This window comes from Chloroflexus sp. (assembly GCF_034435895.1).
Classification (GTDB): domain Bacteria; phylum Chloroflexota; class Chloroflexia; order Chloroflexales; family Chloroflexaceae; genus Chloroflexus.
This window is the reverse complement of record NZ_DAOTWH010000333.1, coordinates 1-18726: the sequence shown is the minus strand read 5'-3', so window position 1 is coordinate 18726 and position 18726 is coordinate 1. Positions and strand designations below refer to the sequence as shown.

General features: G+C 60.4%; 18 protein-coding genes. 13 read left to right on the top strand and 5 right to left on the bottom strand.

The genetic code is table 11. The features are described 5' to 3' along the window. Positions 1 to 379 precede the first annotated feature (379 nt). The 5 genes from U9R81_RS18480 to U9R81_RS18460 all read right to left on the bottom strand — a co-directional run bounded on the left by U9R81_RS18480 (position 380) and on the right by U9R81_RS18460 (position 5749). Positions 380 to 799, bottom strand: coding sequence for a hypothetical protein (locus U9R81_RS18480; protein ID WP_322496884.1), 420 nt, complete (start codon positions 797 to 799; stop codon positions 380 to 382). Continuing rightward, a complete protein-coding gene (locus U9R81_RS18475) occupies positions 796 to 1401 on the bottom strand; it encodes a hypothetical protein (protein ID WP_322496883.1) in 606 nt (201 codons plus the stop codon). The genes U9R81_RS18480 and U9R81_RS18475 overlap by 4 nt, the downstream gene beginning before the upstream one ends. 12 nt (positions 1402 to 1413) lie before the next feature. After that, entirely contained in the window at positions 1414 to 2346 is a 933-nt protein-coding gene (locus U9R81_RS18470) for a PrsW family glutamic-type intramembrane protease (RefSeq protein WP_322496882.1), read from the bottom strand. Positions 2347 to 2434: 88 nt separating this feature from the next. Beyond that, positions 2435 to 5023: a M4 family metallopeptidase gene (locus tag U9R81_RS18465; protein WP_322496881.1), complete on the bottom strand. Its 2589-nt coding sequence runs from the start codon at positions 5021 to 5023 to the stop codon at positions 2435 to 2437. 84 nt (positions 5024 to 5107) lie between these two features. Beyond that, a complete protein-coding gene (locus U9R81_RS18460) occupies positions 5108 to 5749 on the bottom strand; it encodes a redox-sensing transcriptional repressor Rex (RefSeq protein ID WP_322496880.1) in 642 nt (213 codons plus the stop codon). Positions 5750 to 5929: 180 nt separating this feature from the next. Here U9R81_RS18460 and coaBC point away from each other — a divergent pair, with 180 nt between their 5' ends. From coaBC to U9R81_RS18395, 13 genes are all read left to right on the top strand, one after another. Continuing rightward, positions 5930 to 7165, top strand: coding sequence for a bifunctional phosphopantothenoylcysteine decarboxylase/phosphopantothenate--cysteine ligase CoaBC (coaBC, locus tag U9R81_RS18455; protein WP_322496879.1), 1236 nt, complete (start codon positions 5930 to 5932; stop codon positions 7163 to 7165). Then, positions 7165 to 8214 carry an SH3 domain-containing protein gene (locus U9R81_RS18450; protein WP_322496878.1) on the top strand — a complete coding sequence of 350 codons (1050 nt, stop codon included), beginning with the start codon at positions 7165 to 7167 and terminating at the stop codon, positions 8212 to 8214. Before coaBC ends, U9R81_RS18450 begins: the two co-directional genes overlap by 1 nt. A 17-nt stretch (positions 8215 to 8231) precedes the next feature. Next, the gene (locus U9R81_RS18445; RefSeq protein ID WP_322496877.1) at positions 8232 to 10466 is read left to right on the top strand and encodes a glycosyltransferase family 39 protein; all 2235 of its coding nucleotides are present in this window, start codon (positions 8232 to 8234) and stop codon (positions 10464 to 10466) included. Further along, complete coding sequence (locus U9R81_RS18440; protein ID WP_322496876.1) at positions 10439 to 11128, top strand: glycosyltransferase family 39 protein; 690 nt, start codon at positions 10439 to 10441, stop codon at positions 11126 to 11128. The genes U9R81_RS18445 and U9R81_RS18440 overlap by 28 nt, the downstream gene beginning before the upstream one ends. A 12-nt stretch (positions 11129 to 11140) precedes the next feature. Continuing rightward, on the top strand, positions 11141 to 11353 hold the full coding sequence (locus U9R81_RS18435) for a hypothetical protein (RefSeq protein ID WP_322496875.1): 213 nt from the start codon (positions 11141 to 11143) through the stop codon (positions 11351 to 11353). Further along, entirely contained in the window at positions 11350 to 12573 is a 1224-nt protein-coding gene (locus U9R81_RS18430; RefSeq protein WP_322496874.1) for a tetratricopeptide repeat protein, read from the top strand. The genes U9R81_RS18435 and U9R81_RS18430 overlap by 4 nt, the downstream gene beginning before the upstream one ends. A gap of 6 nt (positions 12574 to 12579) precedes the next feature. Further along, positions 12580 to 13527, top strand: a complete 948-nt coding sequence (locus tag U9R81_RS18425) for a glycosyltransferase family 2 protein (RefSeq protein WP_322496873.1) — start codon at positions 12580 to 12582, stop codon at positions 13525 to 13527. 7 nt (positions 13528 to 13534) lie between these two features. Continuing rightward, complete coding sequence (locus tag U9R81_RS18420) at positions 13535 to 14494, top strand: lysylphosphatidylglycerol synthase transmembrane domain-containing protein (RefSeq protein ID WP_322496872.1); 960 nt, start codon at positions 13535 to 13537, stop codon at positions 14492 to 14494. After that, the gene (locus tag U9R81_RS18415) at positions 14491 to 15255 is read left to right on the top strand and encodes a class I SAM-dependent methyltransferase (RefSeq protein ID WP_322496871.1); all 765 of its coding nucleotides are present in this window, start codon (positions 14491 to 14493) and stop codon (positions 15253 to 15255) included. Before U9R81_RS18420 ends, U9R81_RS18415 begins: the two co-directional genes overlap by 4 nt. After that, a complete protein-coding gene (locus U9R81_RS18410) occupies positions 15240 to 16175 on the top strand; it encodes an asparaginase (RefSeq protein WP_322496870.1) in 936 nt (311 codons plus the stop codon). Before U9R81_RS18415 ends, U9R81_RS18410 begins: the two co-directional genes overlap by 16 nt. An 83-nt stretch (positions 16176 to 16258) precedes the next feature. Further along, on the top strand, positions 16259 to 16999 hold the full coding sequence (gene ubiE / locus U9R81_RS18405) for a bifunctional demethylmenaquinone methyltransferase/2-methoxy-6-polyprenyl-1,4-benzoquinol methylase UbiE (RefSeq protein ID WP_322496869.1): 741 nt from the start codon (positions 16259 to 16261) through the stop codon (positions 16997 to 16999). 143 nt (positions 17000 to 17142) lie between these two features. Further along, complete coding sequence (locus U9R81_RS18400) at positions 17143 to 17943, top strand: DUF4230 domain-containing protein (protein WP_322496868.1); 801 nt, start codon at positions 17143 to 17145, stop codon at positions 17941 to 17943. 44 nt (positions 17944 to 17987) lie between these two features. After that, positions 17988 to 18656, top strand: a complete 669-nt coding sequence (locus U9R81_RS18395) for a response regulator transcription factor (protein WP_322496867.1) — start codon at positions 17988 to 17990, stop codon at positions 18654 to 18656. The last annotated feature ends 70 nt before the right edge of the window (positions 18657 to 18726 follow it).

The following is an 18726-nucleotide window of genomic DNA, read 5'->3' as shown; positions in this document are numbered from 1 at the left end:
GCGCTACTTAGTTTATCGCTTGAGCGGTAGCCGATCCCACGTGAGCAAGATCACGAGCCGAATCCCCACTACGAGCGTTCCCTGCCACCACTCGGCCGCGAGCAAATCCTAGCCGCCGGTTTCGTACAGATCATAAAGCCACACGCCCAAGATGAAGCCGAGTATGAGCGAACCGACTTCTTTGATGGTCTTTTTCGATGGCATTGGTAGGTACTCCTTGAGTTCTGGAATCTTATCTCATTGTTAGAATTAATATTGTTATCAAAAACGATAACAACGAGACAACGGTTTGTCAAGAGGGGTGAATCGCAAGCTTGGCTACTGATTGCAATTGCCGGCATGCTCCGCACACGGCATTGCCGCGAATGGCAGCCGGCGTTTACAACCCTGCTTGCCGTACCAAACGCAGCAGGGTGCGCACAGCCGGCGGCGCGTTGTGGGTGACGACTTCAAACTGGCAGATTCGTTCGCCGATGCGGGTGTAGAAAGAGTAGACATAACTATCAGGCGATGATTCGCTGCGGCGGGGGAGGCGGCAGGGGCGGGTGCGCAAAAGGGTGTGGTAGAGGCGCCTGATGGCTTGCGGTGAGAGAGTGCGAGGACGGCGGGCCGGATCATCGCTGATCACCAAGCCGTTGTGGTAGATGGTGATGGTGCGAGTGGTGAAACGCAGGCCGCCGCTGCGGCTCACCATCAACAACGCGCGCCGGGGTAGCGCCGGCGCGCGTAATGATGCGTCGCTGCCGTCAGCGAGACGCTCACCCAGCAACCAGCCGCCTTGCTCATCAGGAATGCTCATGGCGCCTCCACCGAAGCGATAATCCGCGCTAGCGCGCCTTCGAGCCGGTCAAACTCAGCGGCGGGAGCGGCCAGCGTCAGATAGAACGAATGGTTCGCGGTGACGAAGATGTATTCGCGCGCCCGCACCACCACTGGCAACGCTGGACGGCGCGGCTCGTCGATCGGTTGCACGACATACGCAAAATCAGTCATAATCGCGCGCTGGCCAGCGACCGTTGTCTCAGCTTCACCCAGAAAATGGTAGCCGGTCAGCAGACTGCGGTCTTCGACCCGGCGGTCGAGCAGCTCTTGCAAGGTCGGTGGATTGGCTGGATCGATGTCGCGCTGTTCAACGCTTAAGGTAGTTTTGAACAGGCTCGCCATTTGCGGGTCTTTCACCTTCAGCAGCACATCACTCAGCGAGTCAACGCTGACCCAATGGGCCGGATAGGCGAGGCGCAGGGTAGCGTCGGGACTCACAAACGAGCGGGTGGCCGTCTCGGTACGCCACATCAGCAACGTGCCGGCCAGCAGCGCCAGCGCCGTGACCAGCGCCACGCCGAGGTCTTTATTCCAGAGCCGCAATCGCCAGACTCGTTCATTGCCAATCTGCCCGATCATAGGTATTCCTCGCTATGACGATTGCTGCAACGTCACCATCACGCTCCGCCGGATCAGCACGATCAGGGTGAGGTAGGCGATCAGGGCCACTGCCACCCCTAGCGCCAGCGAACGCCACGGATCGACGGTGAGACCCACGGCGCTCACTTCGGCGATCAGCCAGCTCACCAAACCGTTCAGCGCCGCAGTGACGGCAAAGCCAAGCGGCACAAACCAGATCGGGCGATGGCTAAATTTGGCTTCCGCCATCACGTACCCCATCAACCCGCCAAAGCTGGCCTGCGCCAGCGCCGTAGTGGCGGTCGTGATCACCCCCGGCGCCAACGCCACCCCTTCGCTGGCCAGCACGTAGCGCAGGTTGAGCAGGGTGGCCACGCCGAGACCGGCGACCGTGCCGTAGACAATCCCGTCCATCCGTTCATCGAATTCATCGGTGGCGTAGACCATGGCACGCACGGCGACGTAAGCGATCACCTGCCGCAGCGGCCCCAAGATACAGAGCGCCGCCAGTAGCGATGTGGTCGTATCGGCAGCGGCCCAGTCACTGACGCGCCACCACTCTTCGATGGCCCGCCGCCCGATCACATCGGTGAGCAAGAGCGCAGTAAAGAAGACGGCGGCGATATTGCGTTTCGGTTCTGGTTCGAGCCGATCTTGGCGGTAGAAAAAGATCAGCCATAGCGCCGCCGGCAACACCGACAAGACGATGCCGGCCACGAGCAGGGGCAAGCCGCTGAGCGGGCCGATGGCGTTGCCCAGCCATGCCAGCAGTGCGCTGAGCGCCGCCATACCGAGAATCTGGATGAGGCTAGCCTGCCAGAAACCACGGTGCGGTTTGTTGACCAGCGCATAATGGCGCGCGCAATAGACCCTCCCGCCGAGGATGTGGTAGGGCGGTGATTGGGGTTGGTGGCAGATGCAACACTCCAAACGTTCATTCGACATAATATGCACTCTTTACGAGACGGTTGCTGTGGATGACGGTAGGGGCGGATCCCGCTCGGCCTTAAGGGCGGATGCCGCTCCGCCCCTACTACCGCGACCGGCGCATTCGGGCATCGACCCGGTACGGATTGGTGGCCGTCGCCGGAATGCGTAATTCGCCATCAGAAAGGATTGTGCGATACCCACGCGCCACTACAATCACACTATAACTCTGGCCGCGCAACACCGGCTGCTCGGTGCGGAAGCCGCCATTGTCATCGGCGATCGCCATCGTCAATACCTCATCCGTCGTGAGCGTGTCATCTGCAGCGGCTTGGCGCGCCGTAATGCCCGGTTTCAGAATAAAGATCTGCGCGCCGCGCACGCCGCGCCCGCTGTCAGCATCGCTGATCGTACCTTGCAGGAAGACCAGATCGTTATTATTGACCGGCGGCGTGCTTGGCGCATTGCCGGTGGTGCAAGCAATCAACGCAACATCATCGACAAACATACTGCTGATATTGCCGCGCGGGTTTTCGGCGGCAAAGACAATACGCACCGTCTTGCCGGCATACTGGCTGGCATCGGCGCGCCGCTCGCGCCACGTGTCATCGCCGTCGCTCGATCGGATCCGCTCCACGGTGGCAAGTGGGTTGGTGCGGGTATCGGCAATGACGACCGAAAAGATCGCTTCACCGGCAAAGAGACCGGCGATGCTGCTAAGCTCAAAATGCACCAGCCGGGCATAACGCAATTCAACGCTGGTGGCGTTAGCCGGAATGCGGACATCTTGATAGATGAGCTGAAAACTCTCTTGATCGGTTCCACCGAGCCATGCGCTGCGCTTGCCGCTGCGAGGCAATTCGGTATCGATCAACGAGGCGTCAAGCGTTGTCGCCTGTTCCCAACCGGCGTCAGCTTCAAAACCGCCATTGACAATCAGGTCACTGCAACCGGGGGGGAGATTCTGCGCTGCCGGCGGCGCGGGCGTTGTGTCGGGCAAGCTGCTTGGTGGCTGCACGACTGGGCCGCCGGGGGTAGCCGTGCTGGTTATGCCAACGGCGGCAAAGGCATCGCGTACCGCAGCGACTTCGGTCTGGCCGTAGAGATCAGCGGCAGCGCGAGCGGTAGCGGCGGCAGCATCGGCGAAGGTGCTGCTTGGCGTCAAGTATTGGGTCAGCGTTCGGTAATAGATTCGTTCCACCTTTTCGCGCCCGATCTGCTGCGCAAGCAAATAAGCGGCGTGGTTGGGAATGCCGCTATTCACATGCACGCCGCCGTTGTCGGTGCGACGAGTGTTAGGCAAGTTCGCATACTCGTTCATCGTGGCTGGTTGGCCGACGCTGCGCAGCGGATCGCGCGCGTTATATCGTCCGCCTAACGTCGGGTCAGCCATACTCCGCAGGTGCGTGACAGGATACGGCGGCGACTTCACCACGTCCTCGCCGATCAGCCAGTCGTCGCGGTCGATCATCACCGCAAACACATCGGCATACGACTCGTTGAGCGCGCCCGACTGGTTTTCATAGATCAACTGCGCCGTCGCATCGATCACGCCGTGGGTAAACTCGTGGCCGATCACATCAAGACCGTACGGCAACGGTTTGAAGAGCCGTCCGCCATCGCCGTAGATCATCTGCTTGAGTTCGCCAATCCATGCCGCGTTGTCAGCATCTTCAGGATCGCTGCCATAGCTGACGGTTGAGACCATTGCGCCGCCGCGACCGTCAAACGAGTCGCGTTGGTGGGTATTGAAGTAGTAGTCGTAGACCTTGCCGGCTCCCTCGTGGGCAGCGCGCGCAATCGCATCACGCGGTAATTCACCCTCTTCGGCCAGCAAGCGACCGGGCAAGCGGGTGGTATTGTTGGCGGTATAGGTGCGACGGCGTTTCGCGCCGGCGAGTTGGTCAATCGCATGCACCACGCTGCCGCGCCGGGCATGCACGAACACCTGCCACTCGCCGAGCGGCGCGGTGGTCAGCACACGCACCGACCAGACTAGCACCGCATGGCCGTCAGCGCGGACGTAGATCATCAAACTGGTACGATCGGGCAACGGCGTGAATTGCACCCGCATCCGCTCGTCCGGTTCCAGTTCTTGCCAGATATGGCCCAGCGCAATCGTCATTGCAGCTTGCGACGCGAGCGTAGGTTGGGTCTCGACTGCAATCCCCGGCTCGAAGTGACCGTTGACTGCCACCACCTGCCCGGCTGGATCGAGATGGACAATCAACCGGCGGCCAAAGACGGGTATGCCGTTGTAGACCTGTTCAAACCGAATATGGTGAAAATCGAGCTGGCGATCAGGTTCCAGCGGCAACGGGCGCAACTCGGCAGCGACGCTGCGCAGGCCAAAGAGTGCGCGTTCGCGGTCGAGAAAACCGCGGGCAATCGCGAGCGGGTTGCCGATTTCGGCAGCGGCCGGAGTGTAGGGCAAGCGGCCATCAGGTGTGGCGGGAACAAGGAAGGTCGGAATGCCGGTACGGGCGTCCCATGCGGCGAGCAATGGTGTCGTGGTGCGAGCAGCTAAGGCGGTGAAGGCATGGCTGGCGTGGGCCGCAACCGGCGCGAATGGAGGTCGAAGTACGGTATCAAGCGACGCAACCGGCCACAACTGCACGATCAGCAAGGCAGCGATCAACCCGCTGATTAGTCTGATTAGTACTCCGAACCGGTATCGCTTGAAGCTTGCTAGCATGTGCATTCCTTCCGCTACGCGGTTTTCATGCAGACGCCGAGCTGGTATCGCACTGCCGCGCTAGAGGCGCACCGCCGGGCGGCCCTACGAGGGCGGTTGTTCGCGGGCGAGGTAATAGGTCATGCTCTGCAACACGGCCACCGGATCGATATACCGCACCCAGACATCTTCCGGAACTTGCAAAATCATTGGCGCATAGCTCAGAATAGCGCGAACGCCGGCTTCGATCAACACATCGGCGACGCGCTGCGCTTGTAGCGCCGGCACGGCGATAATTGCTAGCTTAATGCGCTTTTCGGCGATGACGCGCCGCACATTGGCAAAATCTTGCACGACCAGCTCGCCGACTCGCTGACCAATCTTGGCCGGGTCAGAGTCAAAGAGCGCAACAATCTCGATCCCTTCGGTGCGGAAGCCTTCGTAGCGGGCAATCGCTTGGCCTAACAGACCGATGCCAACCAGCACGACCGGCCAATGTTGGTTGATGCCAAGAATGCGCTCGATGTGCTGCAACAACTTCTCGACATCGTAGCCGATGCCTTGCTTGCCAAACTCGCCAAAATACGAAAGGTCTTTGCGGATCTGGGCTGCGGTGACGTTGATCCGTTCACCGAGCTCTTGGGAAGAGACGGAGTGAATACCCTCTTCGAGCAGGTAGCGCAAGCTCCGTGCATAGAGAGGAAGTCGCCGGATGACAACATCAGGTGGTAAATCAGAACGCTCCACGAAAGTCCTCCATTGGTTCGGGGAGAGTGTTGTGAAGTGTAGCACAAGCTTATCGGTTCTGCAAGCGCTTTTATCGCGTCATTTAGCGAGCATTTTACGCCAAACTACGCTTAGCTGTGGCATCGCGTTACATGTGCTACAATGCGCCCGCAGGGAGTCGGCCTGAATGACGGAAATGGTATGGATACGCTGGCGGGCAAACGAATTGTACTAGGCGTATGCGGCAGTATTGCCGCTTACAAAGTCGTGCAAGTGGCGCGCGATCTCACGTTGGCTGGGGCGCAGGTTGATGTCATCATGACCGAAGCCGCCGAGCGGTTTGTCGGCCCGGCAACGTTTCAAGCGCTCACTGGACGGCCAGTGTTGACCGACATGTGGAGCTTGCCTGAAGACGGGGTAATCGGCCATGTGAGCCTTGGCATACGGGCCGATGCGGTGGTGATCGCGCCGGCGACGGCCAACACCATTGCCCGGCTGGCCGCCGGTCTGTGCGATGACCTGCTCACCACCACCGTGCTGGCGACACGCGCGCCACTGCTGATTGCGCCGGCGATGAATCCCTCGATGTACGAGCATCCGGCGACGCAGGCGAATGTGGCGACGCTCCGCGCGCGCGGGGCTTACGTGGTGGAGCCGGAGGTGGGCCGGATGGCCGAACCGGTGGTTGGCCGCGGTCGTCTCCCCGAACCAGCCGACCTGCTGGCTGAAATTCGCGCCTTGCTGGGCCGCCACCATGGGCCACTGCGAGGCCGTCGCGTGGTGGTGACGGCTGGCGGTACCCGTGAGCCGATCGATCCGGTGCGCTACCTTGGCAACCGCTCATCGGGGCAAATGGGGTATGCGCTGGCCGAACGCGCCCGTGATCTAGGTGCGACGGTGACGCTGATTAGCGGGCCGACGGCGCTTACGCCGCCACGGGCAGTCACGTATGTTGCCATCGATACCGCGCTCGAAATGCGCGCGGCGGTGCAGGCCGCGTGTGCCCAAGCGGATATCTTGATCATGAATGCGGCTGTGGCCGACTTTCGCCCGGCGCAGATGGCGGCTGAGAAGATTAAGAAGCATGGCGATGAAGGCATAACCCTGCAACTCGTGCAGAATCCTGATGTCGTCGGTGAATTAGCGCACCGCACCGATATCTTCAAGGTTGGCTTTGCCGCCGAAACGCATGATCTCTTGGCCAATGCCCGCAGCAAGCTGCAACGGAAAGGCTTGGATCTGATCGTTGCCAACGATGCCATCGCCAGCATCGGCCAACCTGAGATTGCCTTGACCGTTCTTGATGGTAAGCAGGCCGTGGAATTACCGCGGCAACCGAAAGCTGAAGCGGCGGCCACGCTGCTTGATCTGATCGTAGCCCAGTTTGAGCAGTGGCTGCTGACGCGCCAGCCACATGCCGGAGAGATTGCAGACTGATGACGACTGAACCGCAACCAAACCAATCGCCGCCCGAACCTACTCCAACCCCGCGCCCGACCCAGCGCTTGACCTCGCCCCGGCTGCCACGATCAGCCCCACCGGCAGAACGCCACCCATCGCGGGCTGAGATTAACGCGCTGATTGGCGCGCTTGGCGATCCCAACCATCCGCGCCATGCCGAAGCGGTTGATGCGCTGGTCAATATCGGTTCAGCGGCAGTGCCGGCCTTGTGTACCATCGTCAACCCTGATCAGCCGTGGTTGGCTGTCTATCGGGCGACGGAAGCATTGGCCCAGATTGGCGATGGCCGGGCAACCGGGCCGTTGATTGCCGCCCTCAAGCATCAGAACGCTAATGTGCGCTGGGGGGCGGTGCGTGCTTTGACTCAAGTCGGTGATGTGCGAGCCTTGTTGGCTCTCCGTGAAGTAGCTCGTTCGGATCAAGGCCGCACCAGTTGGGGCGAATCGGTGGCCAGCGCCGCGCAGAGTGCACTCGATCTGCTGAGCCGGCGCAGCATTTGGGCGCAGAGCCTTGAATTAATTAAGCTGGCGGTAGTGAGTGTAATCTTTTTGTTGTCGGTAGCGCTGGCGTTTGAGGTGATTGGCGCGCTACGCAACGAATTGGATCAGTTTGGCCGCTACGTACCCGGCCAAACCGAATTGCCGATGCTGGCGCTGCCGACGCCGCGCCCGACCGCGACCCCGCGCCGGCCAACGCCAGCAGCGAACCAAACGCCAGCGCCAGCCGTGACGCAGCCAATTACTGGCACAGCGTTGCAAGTGGCGAATGTGCGCCCGCTGCCTGGCACTAATAACCAACCGATTGGGCGCATTAATGCTGGTGATGAGATCATCTTTCTGGCCCGCACCGCCAATGACCAGTGGTATCTGATCCGGCTAGGCGAACGGCGCAGTCCCGACTCGTTTATTGCCAATCCCGATGGCAGCGGTGCCGGTTGGGTGAACCGGGCCTTGGTTTCACCGCCATCGGCAGACGTGCCGGTACAAGAGCCGTTACCGCTCACTGCGCCTACGGCGACCCCGTAATGGCTAGGGCGTGTCTTGTGCGAGCGCTCATCGCGATGCCAACCCTGAAGCCTGCGTTGGCCGGTGCGCTCATGGCCGTTCTAGTTATTGCCCTCTTTAGCCAAACACCGGTGCAACGCACGTTTGACATTGGCCGCAATGACGCAGCGGTAGCGCAAGGCTTCAGCGAACCTGAATCCGGGATGGCCGGCGCTGATGGGGCGGTGCGGCGGGTGTTACCGGCGGCGGCGCTACGCTTGCCGCAGATCGGCGCACCGGCGATGGTTACGTTCCGGTGGCAGGCGCCGGCTGGCACACCACTAACGGTACAGGTGAATGACGAAGCGCCGCTTCAGTTGCTTGCCCGCGGTGATTGGGAAGAGCATAAGGTCTCTATCACCGGCGGTTGGACGAAAGCGGTGGATGTGGTGATCCGCTTCGCTTCACCTGCTACCAATGCGCGCATTCTGTTGGATCAGGTTACGCTCAGCGCTCTGCCGCCGTTGCTGCCGTACCCTGCGCAGTTGGGGTATGCGGCGTTGATTGGCGCCTTGGCCGGGATGATGTTACATAAGCGGTCGTGGCGATTCGTACTGGCCGCAGTTGTCGGTTATGGCTTTCTCTGGCTGCTGTTCTACCGTCTCAGCCCGTATCCCTTGCTCTATCTGCCACCGGTGACGGCGGCGGTGATCGCTGCCGGTTATGTGGTTTGGCAATGGCCGCGGCTGAGCGCCGCCTGGCCGCGCTGGAGCCTGCCCGTGCTCGCGCTTGCCATCGCGCTGAGCTGGATGGTATGGCTTATTCCCGCTATGCAGGCGCATGTCACACTGGCCCGGCCCGGCGTCGAGAACGATTTTCGCGTGTTTGCCACCCGTGACACGCTGGCAACCATCTCTCAAGCCGATGGCTTTTACAATCTCGGCTATCCATTATTGCTCTGGCTGATACGGCCATTGACTAGCGATAACGCCTTTCTCGCCGCGCGCCTGATTGCGCTCGTGAGCGGCGGGATGCTGATCGGCGCTGGTTATCTGCTGGCGCGCAGCTTGCTCCCACCTGCTCCGGCAGCGCTGGCGGCAATGTTGTTGGCGCTGAGCGGGATGGTGGCGCAATACGGTTTGCTGGTCGGCAGCGATATGCCGTTTGCCGCCTGCTTCACGTTAGCGGTGGCCGTAACCTTGCACGCGCATGCGCGACGATCACGCCCGCTAGCGTTCCTCGCCGGAATGCTGGCCGGCGCCGCGTTTCTCATCCGCCATCCCGGCTTGCTCTTGCTGCTATGGGGCGCCAGTGCGCTCTGGTTTAGTGGCGAGAAGCGCGCTGCCTTCAGCTTTGTGGTAGGATTTGCCGTGGCGGCAGCGCCGCAGGTGGTGGTGAACACGGCGCAAACCGGCCAACCACTGTTTAATCAACAAGCGAAAAATATCTGGCTGGCGGTCTACGCCAACACCGACTGGCAGCGATGGGACGAGGTTCCCAATAGCATTAGTCTGGTAGAAGTGATTGGGCGGGATCCCGTGCGCTTTCTGACTAACTGGGGCCGCAATATCGTAGGGTTTCTCGGCGCTGGCGCTGAAGATGTGAGTGAGTTTGGCCGGGCCGATCAGTTGCGCTTGCTGGGTTGGCCGGCTAATTGGTTGGCGATCGGCGGGATCGCGGCGGCGGGGTGGCGAGCGTGGCGCAATCGCGCTGACCGGCGTTGGCTGGCATTGATCGCCTTGATTGGGTTGTACGTAGCGGCGATTGCCACCGCCTTCATCTTGCCGCGCTTCTTCTTGCCGTTGGCGCCGCTGTACGCTGTCGCCGCAGCGTGGGCCTTGGCGCAGCTTTGGGGGAGCCGACGCTCGTTCTTGCTGGCGACGTTGTTTATCATCACCATCCTGCTCCCCGGCCCGGCCAATGGAGTGAGAGCCGTGCTGGCGGCGCAGCCGGCAGATGAAGTGGCTGCGGTCGAGTTGGTGCAACGCATGATGCCGGCCACGGATGCGAATCTCGTTGCCGCGATCCCCGACCGATTGCCGCTGGCCAAATACTCGGCCATCGCGCACCTGATCGACCGGCGGGTTCCGGTCACGGTGACGTATGCCGAATTGCAAGCACTGCGCGCCGATTACCTCTTATGGGATAATGGACAAGGGCCGCCGCCGCTGCCACAGCCGGATGCGGCCCGGATTGGTGCCGGCCGGTTCACGCTCTATACGATGCACGTATCTCGTCCAGCGGTGAATGAGGGTACAAGCAGCTTATGGAATATTCGCCAACCCAACCCATAGTGATCGAGCCGCCGCGTTGGTGGCGCATCAAGCTGGCCCAAGCGGTGAGACAACCCTCCGTGATCATCGGGGTGCTGATCGTGATCGGCCTCGCCTTGCGGCTCTGGTTTATTGCGATCAACCAGATCGATCCGCGCTTTTCGGCAGCCGATGACGGCGATTATTACGTGCGCGCCCTCCGCTTTGCCGTCACCAGCGAATATGTTGATAATTCGTGGCTCGTGCGTCCGCCCGGCCACATCTTCTTCTTCGCCGCTATGTTGCGAATCGGGTTATGGTTCGGCGATCCGGCGATCGGCATTGCCCTGATTCGCGCTGTCCAAGTCATCTTGTCATTGGCGCTCATCCCGCTTGGCTACGATCTGGCGCGGCGCTTATTCGATCAGCGCACCGGCCTTATCTTTGCGGCCATTCTTGCGGTCTGGATGCCGATGGTCGAATTGCCGGCGCTCATCCTCAGCGAGCCGCTCTTCTTCACGATGCTGGTCATCCATGCTTGGCTGCTCGTGCGTTGGCGCGATGACCGGCGGCTGCGCTGGCTCATCGGGGCCGGGGTGACGTTGGCATTCGCAGCTTTGGCCCGCTCGCCGGGCTTGGACGGCGCCGCGTTTGCGGTGCTCTTTATCGCGATCAGTCCGTGGCGCGCCGCTGACCAGCGCTGACGGCAGCAAGTTTTGCTCGCCTTGCTCGCGTTTCTGCTGCCGTTTGCGCTGACGATTGCGCCGTGGACGATCCGCAACTACATCCTCTACCGCGACATTATTCTGATTGATACCCTCGGCCCGGTTTATCTCTGGATCGCGATGAGCGATGCGGTACATGAAGGCCGTGGTGAAGGTGAGGCGAAAGGGATCTTACTGCGCAAGAAGAGCGGCAACAGTTTGTGAGCGCCGAATTGCGGCGAATCATCCAAACCGAGCCGTGGCGGTTTACGCGCTATCTCTGGCCGCACCTTCACCATATCTGGAAAGGGCAGTTCATCGAAGACTTTTTTGTCAAGGCCAGTTTCTTTGCCCGTCCTGTGCGCGAGATTTGGCTTGCCGGCATTCTTAGTGATCTCATCTGGCTCGTAATGGTGCTGGCGGCGCCTTTCACCTTGCTGTCGCGCCCTCGCGAAGGCGCGTTTCGCCCCGTGGCGCTGGGTTGGATCGGCTATACGTGTCTGATGGTGATGCTGATCCACGTCGAGCTGCGCTACCTGTTGCCGGTTGGGTTGTGGTTCGCGCTGTATGGGTCAGCGACACTGGCCCGGATCGGCCGCCAGCCGCTGCGCTGGGATCGCTTTGCGTTCGCCGGTCTCGCGGCCAGCCTCTTTCTGGCGGTGCTCATCTTGAGCTATCGCGACTACCCGCAGATCATCCGTGCCGGCCTTGCCCGCGAGCAAGCGTGGGCAGCGGCGCGACAGGCGATGGCGCGCGGGGATGCGGCTGCAATCGAACAGGCGTATCGGGCGATGCTGGCGGCTGATCCCGATTTTGCTGATAGCCGCGCTGAGTTTGCCAGTTGGTTACTGGCGCAAGGGTGGTATGATGAAGCTAGCCAGATCATCGGCGATTACCCCACCCATCGAAATAATCTGGTGCGGGGGGCAATCGCACGGGCGCACGGTGATACGGCAACAGCAATTGCCTTGCTGCGCAAAACCGAAGAACAGGGCGGCGAGGACATGCAACGGCTGGCGTTTGCGAGGTTAAGGCCGGCGCCAACCAGAACCCTGACGCTTGGCAACGACCTTGACCTCGGTTATCTGTACGGATTCGCCTTCGGCGAGCGCGCCGGCGAGACGACCTATCGCTGGCTGCAAGGCGACGGTGTGATCCGACTGCCTTTACCTAAGCCGCTTGCCGGCAATGAGATGCTGGCCCTACGGTTAGCCGCACCGGCGCTAACCCCGCTGACGGTCACGATTGGCGACCAACGCATGCCGATCATAGTTGCGCCGGGGGGCTGGCGGTTGTATTATCTGCCATTGCTGGCGCAGATGCAGGGCATACGCGAGGTGACGGCCAGTCTGAGCGCGCCGACGTTCTTGCCTTGCCAATCGTTGCCGAATAATGCTGATGCGTGCCCGTTGAGCGTCATGGTGCAGCAACTATCAATTCGCTAAAGGGATATGATGCAACCGATGCAGATTTCGTCGCAGGCAATGCCGGATGCCGTTCGCGACTATCCGTTTACCGTGAGCGTGGTCATTCCGGCTTACAACGAAGCGCACGGCATTGCCGGCGTGATCGAGCGGGTGCGCGCCGTCTTGCCCGCCGCTGAAATCATCGTGGTCGATGACTGTTCGCGTGATGAGACGGCGGCAGTCGCGCAAGCCGCCGGTGCGCGGGTCATCCGGCATCCGGTCAATCGTGGCAACGGCGCAGCCGTGAAAACCGGCATCCGGCGAGCGCGTGGCGAGGTCGTGCTGCTGATGGATGCCGACGGGCAGATGGATCCGCGCTATATCCCTGATCTGTTAGGCGGCATTGCTGATGGCTACGACATGGTGGTCGGGGCGCGCACCCGCGACACGCAAGGCGACTCGGTCTTCCGGCGCTGGGGCAACCGTGCGCTCGACGCGCTGGGCAGCTATCTGGTTGAAACCGAGGTGCGCGATCTGACTAGCGGCTACCGGGCGATGCGGCGTGACGTGATTATGGAGTTCATCAATTTGCTGCCCAATCGCTACTCATACCCCACAACCAGCACGCTGGCGTTACTGAAGGCTGGCTACCACGTCGGGTATGTGCCAGTGATCAGCCAACGCCGGCAAGGCGGCCAGAGCGGGCAAAAACTCTTGCGCAACGGCATTCGCTTTGGCCTGATCATCTTACGGATTGTCTCGCTGTTCGCGCCGTTGCGCGTCTACTTTCCGGTTGCCATCTCGATGCAATTGCTAGCCTTGCTCTCATTTTTGATCAGCTTTTTTATCACCGATCCACTGCGCTTCCACATTCCCAACTCAGCCGTGGGCTTGTTTGTCGGCAGCATTATCATCTTTATGTTCGGGCTGAATGCCGAGCAGGTCGCCGCTCTCCGCTTCCAACGCCCGCCGCGCATCGCTGAAGAGGAGTAGTGCGTCCATGCGACCCATTCTCTCATGGCTGCTTAGGTTGATTGGGCCAGCGTTGCTCATCGGCTTTCTACTCACCAGTGATCTCGGTTTATTGTGGGAGATTTTGCAATCGGCTGAGATTGGGCCGATCATCTGGTCGCTGGCGCTGCTGCCCCCGTTCGTCATCCTCAAATCATGGCGCTGGATTCAGATTTTGCGCGCGATGAACCTTTCGCTCGATCTGCCTACAGCCTGCGCCCTATATATGGTCGGCATTTTCTACGGTGCGGTGACGCCGGGGCAAGCCGGCGATCTGTTGAAGGCGGTTTACTTGCGCAATCGCGGCCAACCGGCTGCGCCGGCCTTGCTTTCGGTGGTGCTCGATCGGCTGTGCGACCTGATCATCATGTCGGCGTTGGGGGTGATCGGGGTTTTTGCGTTGGGACGCCTGTTGCCCAGCCGCGAGTTGCAACAGGCGATCGTAGTGGTAATGGGAGTCGGGCTGGTAACGGTCACGGTGTTGCTTACAGCACGCAGGCCGCGCTCATGGCTGCTTACCGTTGTCTTACCGCGAATCGCGCCGCGCTTGCGTTCCCGGCTCGATCAGTGGAACGAGCAAATGCACAGCCTGACGTTCACGCCAATCCTGATTGCCACCGTGAGCGGAGCCACCATCGCGTCGGTCTTTTTTACCTTCTTGCGGCTGTGGCTGCTCTACCTTGCACTCGATCTGAATGCAGTGCCGTTATTGGTGGTGATTGGCTCCTCAGCGCTCATCTCGGTCTTGCAAGCGTTGCCGATTTCGATCGGCGGCGTTGGGGTGCGCGATGTCGTGCTGGTAGCAACCCTCGCCGCGTATGGCTATTCGCAAGAACAGGCGTTGACGCTGGCGGCGCTCTTCTTGCTGATCAACGTCGAACATATCATTGTTGGCTTCATTGTCTCGCTTTGGTTCCCACTCGGGCGAAGTGGTACAATACCTTCATGACATACAATCGTTACGCGGCGGTGTATGATGGGAGCGGCCAGATCCGGTTTGCGCTGCTGACCGCGCTCTATCTGGAAGAGATCTTGCAGCGCCACCCGGTTGCCGGGCGGCGGATGCTTGATCTCGCGTGCGGCACCGGTACCTTGCTCGCCACCATGGCTGAACACGGCTGGATGGTGACGGGTCTTGACCGTTCGCCAGCGATGCTGGCGCAAGCGGCGAGCAAGCTCGCGAGGGTTGCAACAGCCGTTGAGTTGCGGCAGGGTGATATGCGTGATGTGGCCGGGTTGCTGCCGGCCAATACCTTTGATCTGGTCACATGCACCTATGATAGTCTCAATTACCTGATCAGCGCCAACGATCTGGCTGCGTGTTTGCGTGGCGTAGGGCACGTTTTGGCGCCGGGAGGATTGTTTGTCGGTGATATGAATACGCGCCATTTCTTGGCCGTCGATTGGGGCCAATGTTCGTTCAGCGAGCAGGCAGGCTATGTGCAGGTGGAACGTACCCATTTTGACCCGGTGAGCGATACGTCAACCATGTGGCTAACCGGTTTTATTGGCAATGATCACGACGGCTACGAGCGTTTTGACGAGATCCATATCGAGCGCGCCTACCCGCCAGAGCAGGTGGCAACGATGATCGAAACTGCCGGGCTTATGATCGAAGGGTGTTATGACGGCTTTACCTTTCAACTGCCTACCGCTAAGACTCAGCGCATCTGCTGGGTCGCCCGAAAACCGCTATGCCAAAGATTTTGATCCTCTCAACCGGTGGCGCATTAGTTATCCGGCGCGCGCTCGGCAGCCGTGACGATCAGCCGTTGGCGCTACGCTCTGATTTGATCGTAACCATTGAAGAATTCACGAATTTACCCGGCAGCCATCTCACGCCGCAGCAGGTCTTAGCATTGGTTCAACGGATTAACGCGCTGCGCGACATGTATGACGGGATCGTGGTTGCTAGCGGTAGTGATACGCTTGAAGAGACAGCCTATTTGATCGATCTGCTCGTGCCTGATAGCCCGCCGTTGGTAGTCACTAGCCTGCCGCGACTGAATGCGAGCGGCGCTATCGCGATCAATGACCTGCAGGCGGCGATCACCGTTGCAGCGGCGCCTACGGCATCCGGGTTGGGCGCGTTGGTGGTGGTTGATGATACCATTTATGCAGCATCGGTCGTGCAATCGCACTTTAGTCAGGGAACCGGCATGTTTGCAGCTGCCGGGGGCGCATTAGGCCGGGTGGAAGGTGACCATGCCCACCTGCATTGGCGTCCGCTGGCGCGGCAACACATCGCGGCGTCGCGTTTGGTTGAGCCGGTTGATTTGATCCGGGTCGCACAGGGAGCTGATGACCGGCAACTGCGCCACAGCATCGCTGATAATGTAGCCGGCATTGTGATTGAGACCTTAGGGAGCGGGCGGGTGCCGCCGTGGTGGCTGCCGGGGCTGAGCGAAGCAGTGCAACGGCGGATTCCGGTGGTGGCGACGAGCCGGGCCGGCGCCGGTGGGTTAGGCGACGAATTTGGCTTCGTCGGTTCATATCATGATTTGCGCAAATTGGGCGTGATCTTTGCCCCTAATCTGAGCGGGGTGAAAGCGCGGTTGAAGTTAATGGCTGCGTTGGCCGTGGCCCGTTCACCCGCTGAGTTGCGCGCGTTATTTCGCCCATCCGTGTAACGTCATCCGTCCGTATGTATGAACGTCCATCCCGTAGCGCCGCACGGCCGTGCGGCTCCAAAAAATGGATTATCGAGGGAATCATGGCCCCAGATCGATCAACCACCAATGTATTACCGCCGCCGGAAGAAAAAGCGGCCTATGTTGAGCAGATGTTTGCCCGCATTGCCCGCGGCTACGATCGGGTCAATCGAGTGATGACTTTTGGGTTGGATCAAGGTTGGCGGCGCAAAGTGGTTGAATATGTCGCGCCGCCGGTAAATGGCCGCGCGCTCGATGTCGGCACCGGCACCGGCGACTTCTTGCCGGAGTTGGCCGCGTGGACGCGAGATGGCATCGTCGTCGGGGTTGATTTTACCCTGCCAATGATGCAGGCCGGCCAACCCAAAATTGCCGAATTGGCGGCTGCGGGCCGGGCGGCCTTTGTCGCCGGTGATGCGTTGCAGTTACCGTTCCCTGACAATACCTTCGACGCGATTACTACCGGTTTCGTGTTACGCAACGTGACCGATATTCCCGCTGCGTTGCGCGAAATGTACCGCGTGGCCCGCCCCGGCGCGATGATGGCCTGCCTCGAAGTTGCGCGCCCGCGCAACCCGCTTATTCGTTGGGGGCACCGGATGTATTTCGAGCAGGTCGTGCCGTGGATCGGCGCCTTGCTCGGCGGTGACCGGCGCGCCTATACGTATCTGCCCCAGTCGGCGCGCGCCTTTCCTTCCCCCGATCGGTTGGCGGCGATGATGAAGGAAGCCGGTTGGCGTCACGTCTTCTACCGGTTGTACGGGTTGGGTGCGGTTGCTATTCACGTTGGCGCGAAAGTGTAGTAGCGACACGGGGTGCGAGAAGGGTCGTTGCGAACGTTGATTGAGAAGGTGACAGTGCTTGTGGGAGAGGCTCGATCGCTCAGTCTGTACCACATCTCGTTCACAACGGTGCGATGCCTCCGCAATCCTTCATGAGGTTTCCAATGTACGACGACGAGGATGATGATATCCGTCGCCGGGCGCAACGGTTGTCGCGTTTGCGCCGGCAGCGCGAGTGGATTGACGATGACTGGGACGAACTGCTCCCAGTTCGTTACCGTTCGCGATCGGTGAGTGGCGGGTGGCCGGCATCATTCATCATCTTTCTGCTCGTCATACTGGTGGTCGGGATCGGCGTGTTCTGGCTGTCGCAACGGCTGAATGCCCTTGGCTCGGTAGGGACGAACCTGCAAGTGATTGTGCAGACGCCAACCCCGCAGATCATCAGCGGGGCGGCGGTGGTGCAACGCATTCAGCAACTGAGCCGGTTAGAAACCAGCAAATATACGATCGAGCGGGTGATCGACATTCGCCAAGGGAGCAATATTCCAATTATTGGTGACTGGTTAGCGGGTGATGCCCTCTTGCTGATCGCCCATGGCACCGTGGTCGTCGGCGTTGATCTCAGCCAGCTTACGCCCGACGCCGTCACAGTTTCGCCCGACGGGAAACAGATCACCGTGCGGTTGCCGCCGGTGCAAGTCTTTAGTGCGACGCTCGACAACAGCAAAACGCGCGTCTATAGCCGTGATCGCGGTCTCTTCGCCCCTGAAAACCCCAACCTTGAAACGATGGCGCGGCAAGCAGCCGAACAGCAGATCCTGCAAGCGGCGTGTGAAGACGGGATTATGGAACAGGGAACGCGCAATGCCGAGCTGGCGCTGCGCCAGTTTTTGGGATTGATGGATGGCGTCGTAGTCGAGGTGATCACCTCACCACCGGCAGAATGCAAAGTTATACCGTAGCGATTTAAACAGCAATCTAGTCTCTGAATTCGAGGCGTTGTGGAATGAATGTTCCGTATGGCATCTTGATTGGCGGATTGGGCGAATATATTGATGAATATCTATCGCCGCTGCTCACGTCCGCTGGGTATTACGTTCAAATAGCGAGAGGCGCTGCCGTCGTATTCAGCACGCTGAACCGGCAAACCGATCTCGCGTTGATCGATTTGCCGGGAAGCGATCATCTTGATCTGCTCAATGCGTTACGTACTCAATATCCCGGTACGCTGGTCGTCTTGGGGCCGCGACACGACCGGCTGGTTGTGACGGCGTTCGCGCAGGGTGTCGATGACTATGTCACCCGGCCATTTCGCGCCGATGAGCTCATGGCACGAGTGCGGGCGCAGTTGCGGCGCTGGCAGCGTTATGCGCCGCCGCCGTTTACGCTTGGCCCCTTTGGCTTCGATCTCGCGGCGCGCACCATTACCTACCATGGCCGCCCGCTCGAACTCGATCTGTCATCGTTTACCTTGCTCAGCGTCTTGGCTGAAGCCCCCTACCGCACCTTCACCCCAGAAGAGTTGCTAGCATCGGTGTGGGGACGCGGGCAAATCCACAATCTGCCGTTGCTCGCAGCGACATGGCAAGGGCTCTGCCAGCAGATTGCCGGCGGGCCATCAACGAACGTGCTGGTTGGCGACTCCTACTGCGGCCTCGCGTTGTTACGGTCATAGCACCTCTGGCCATCACCCACGGCGCCGGTTGGCCATTCCCCCTGTGGCCCCGCCTTGTTGCGGTCGTAGC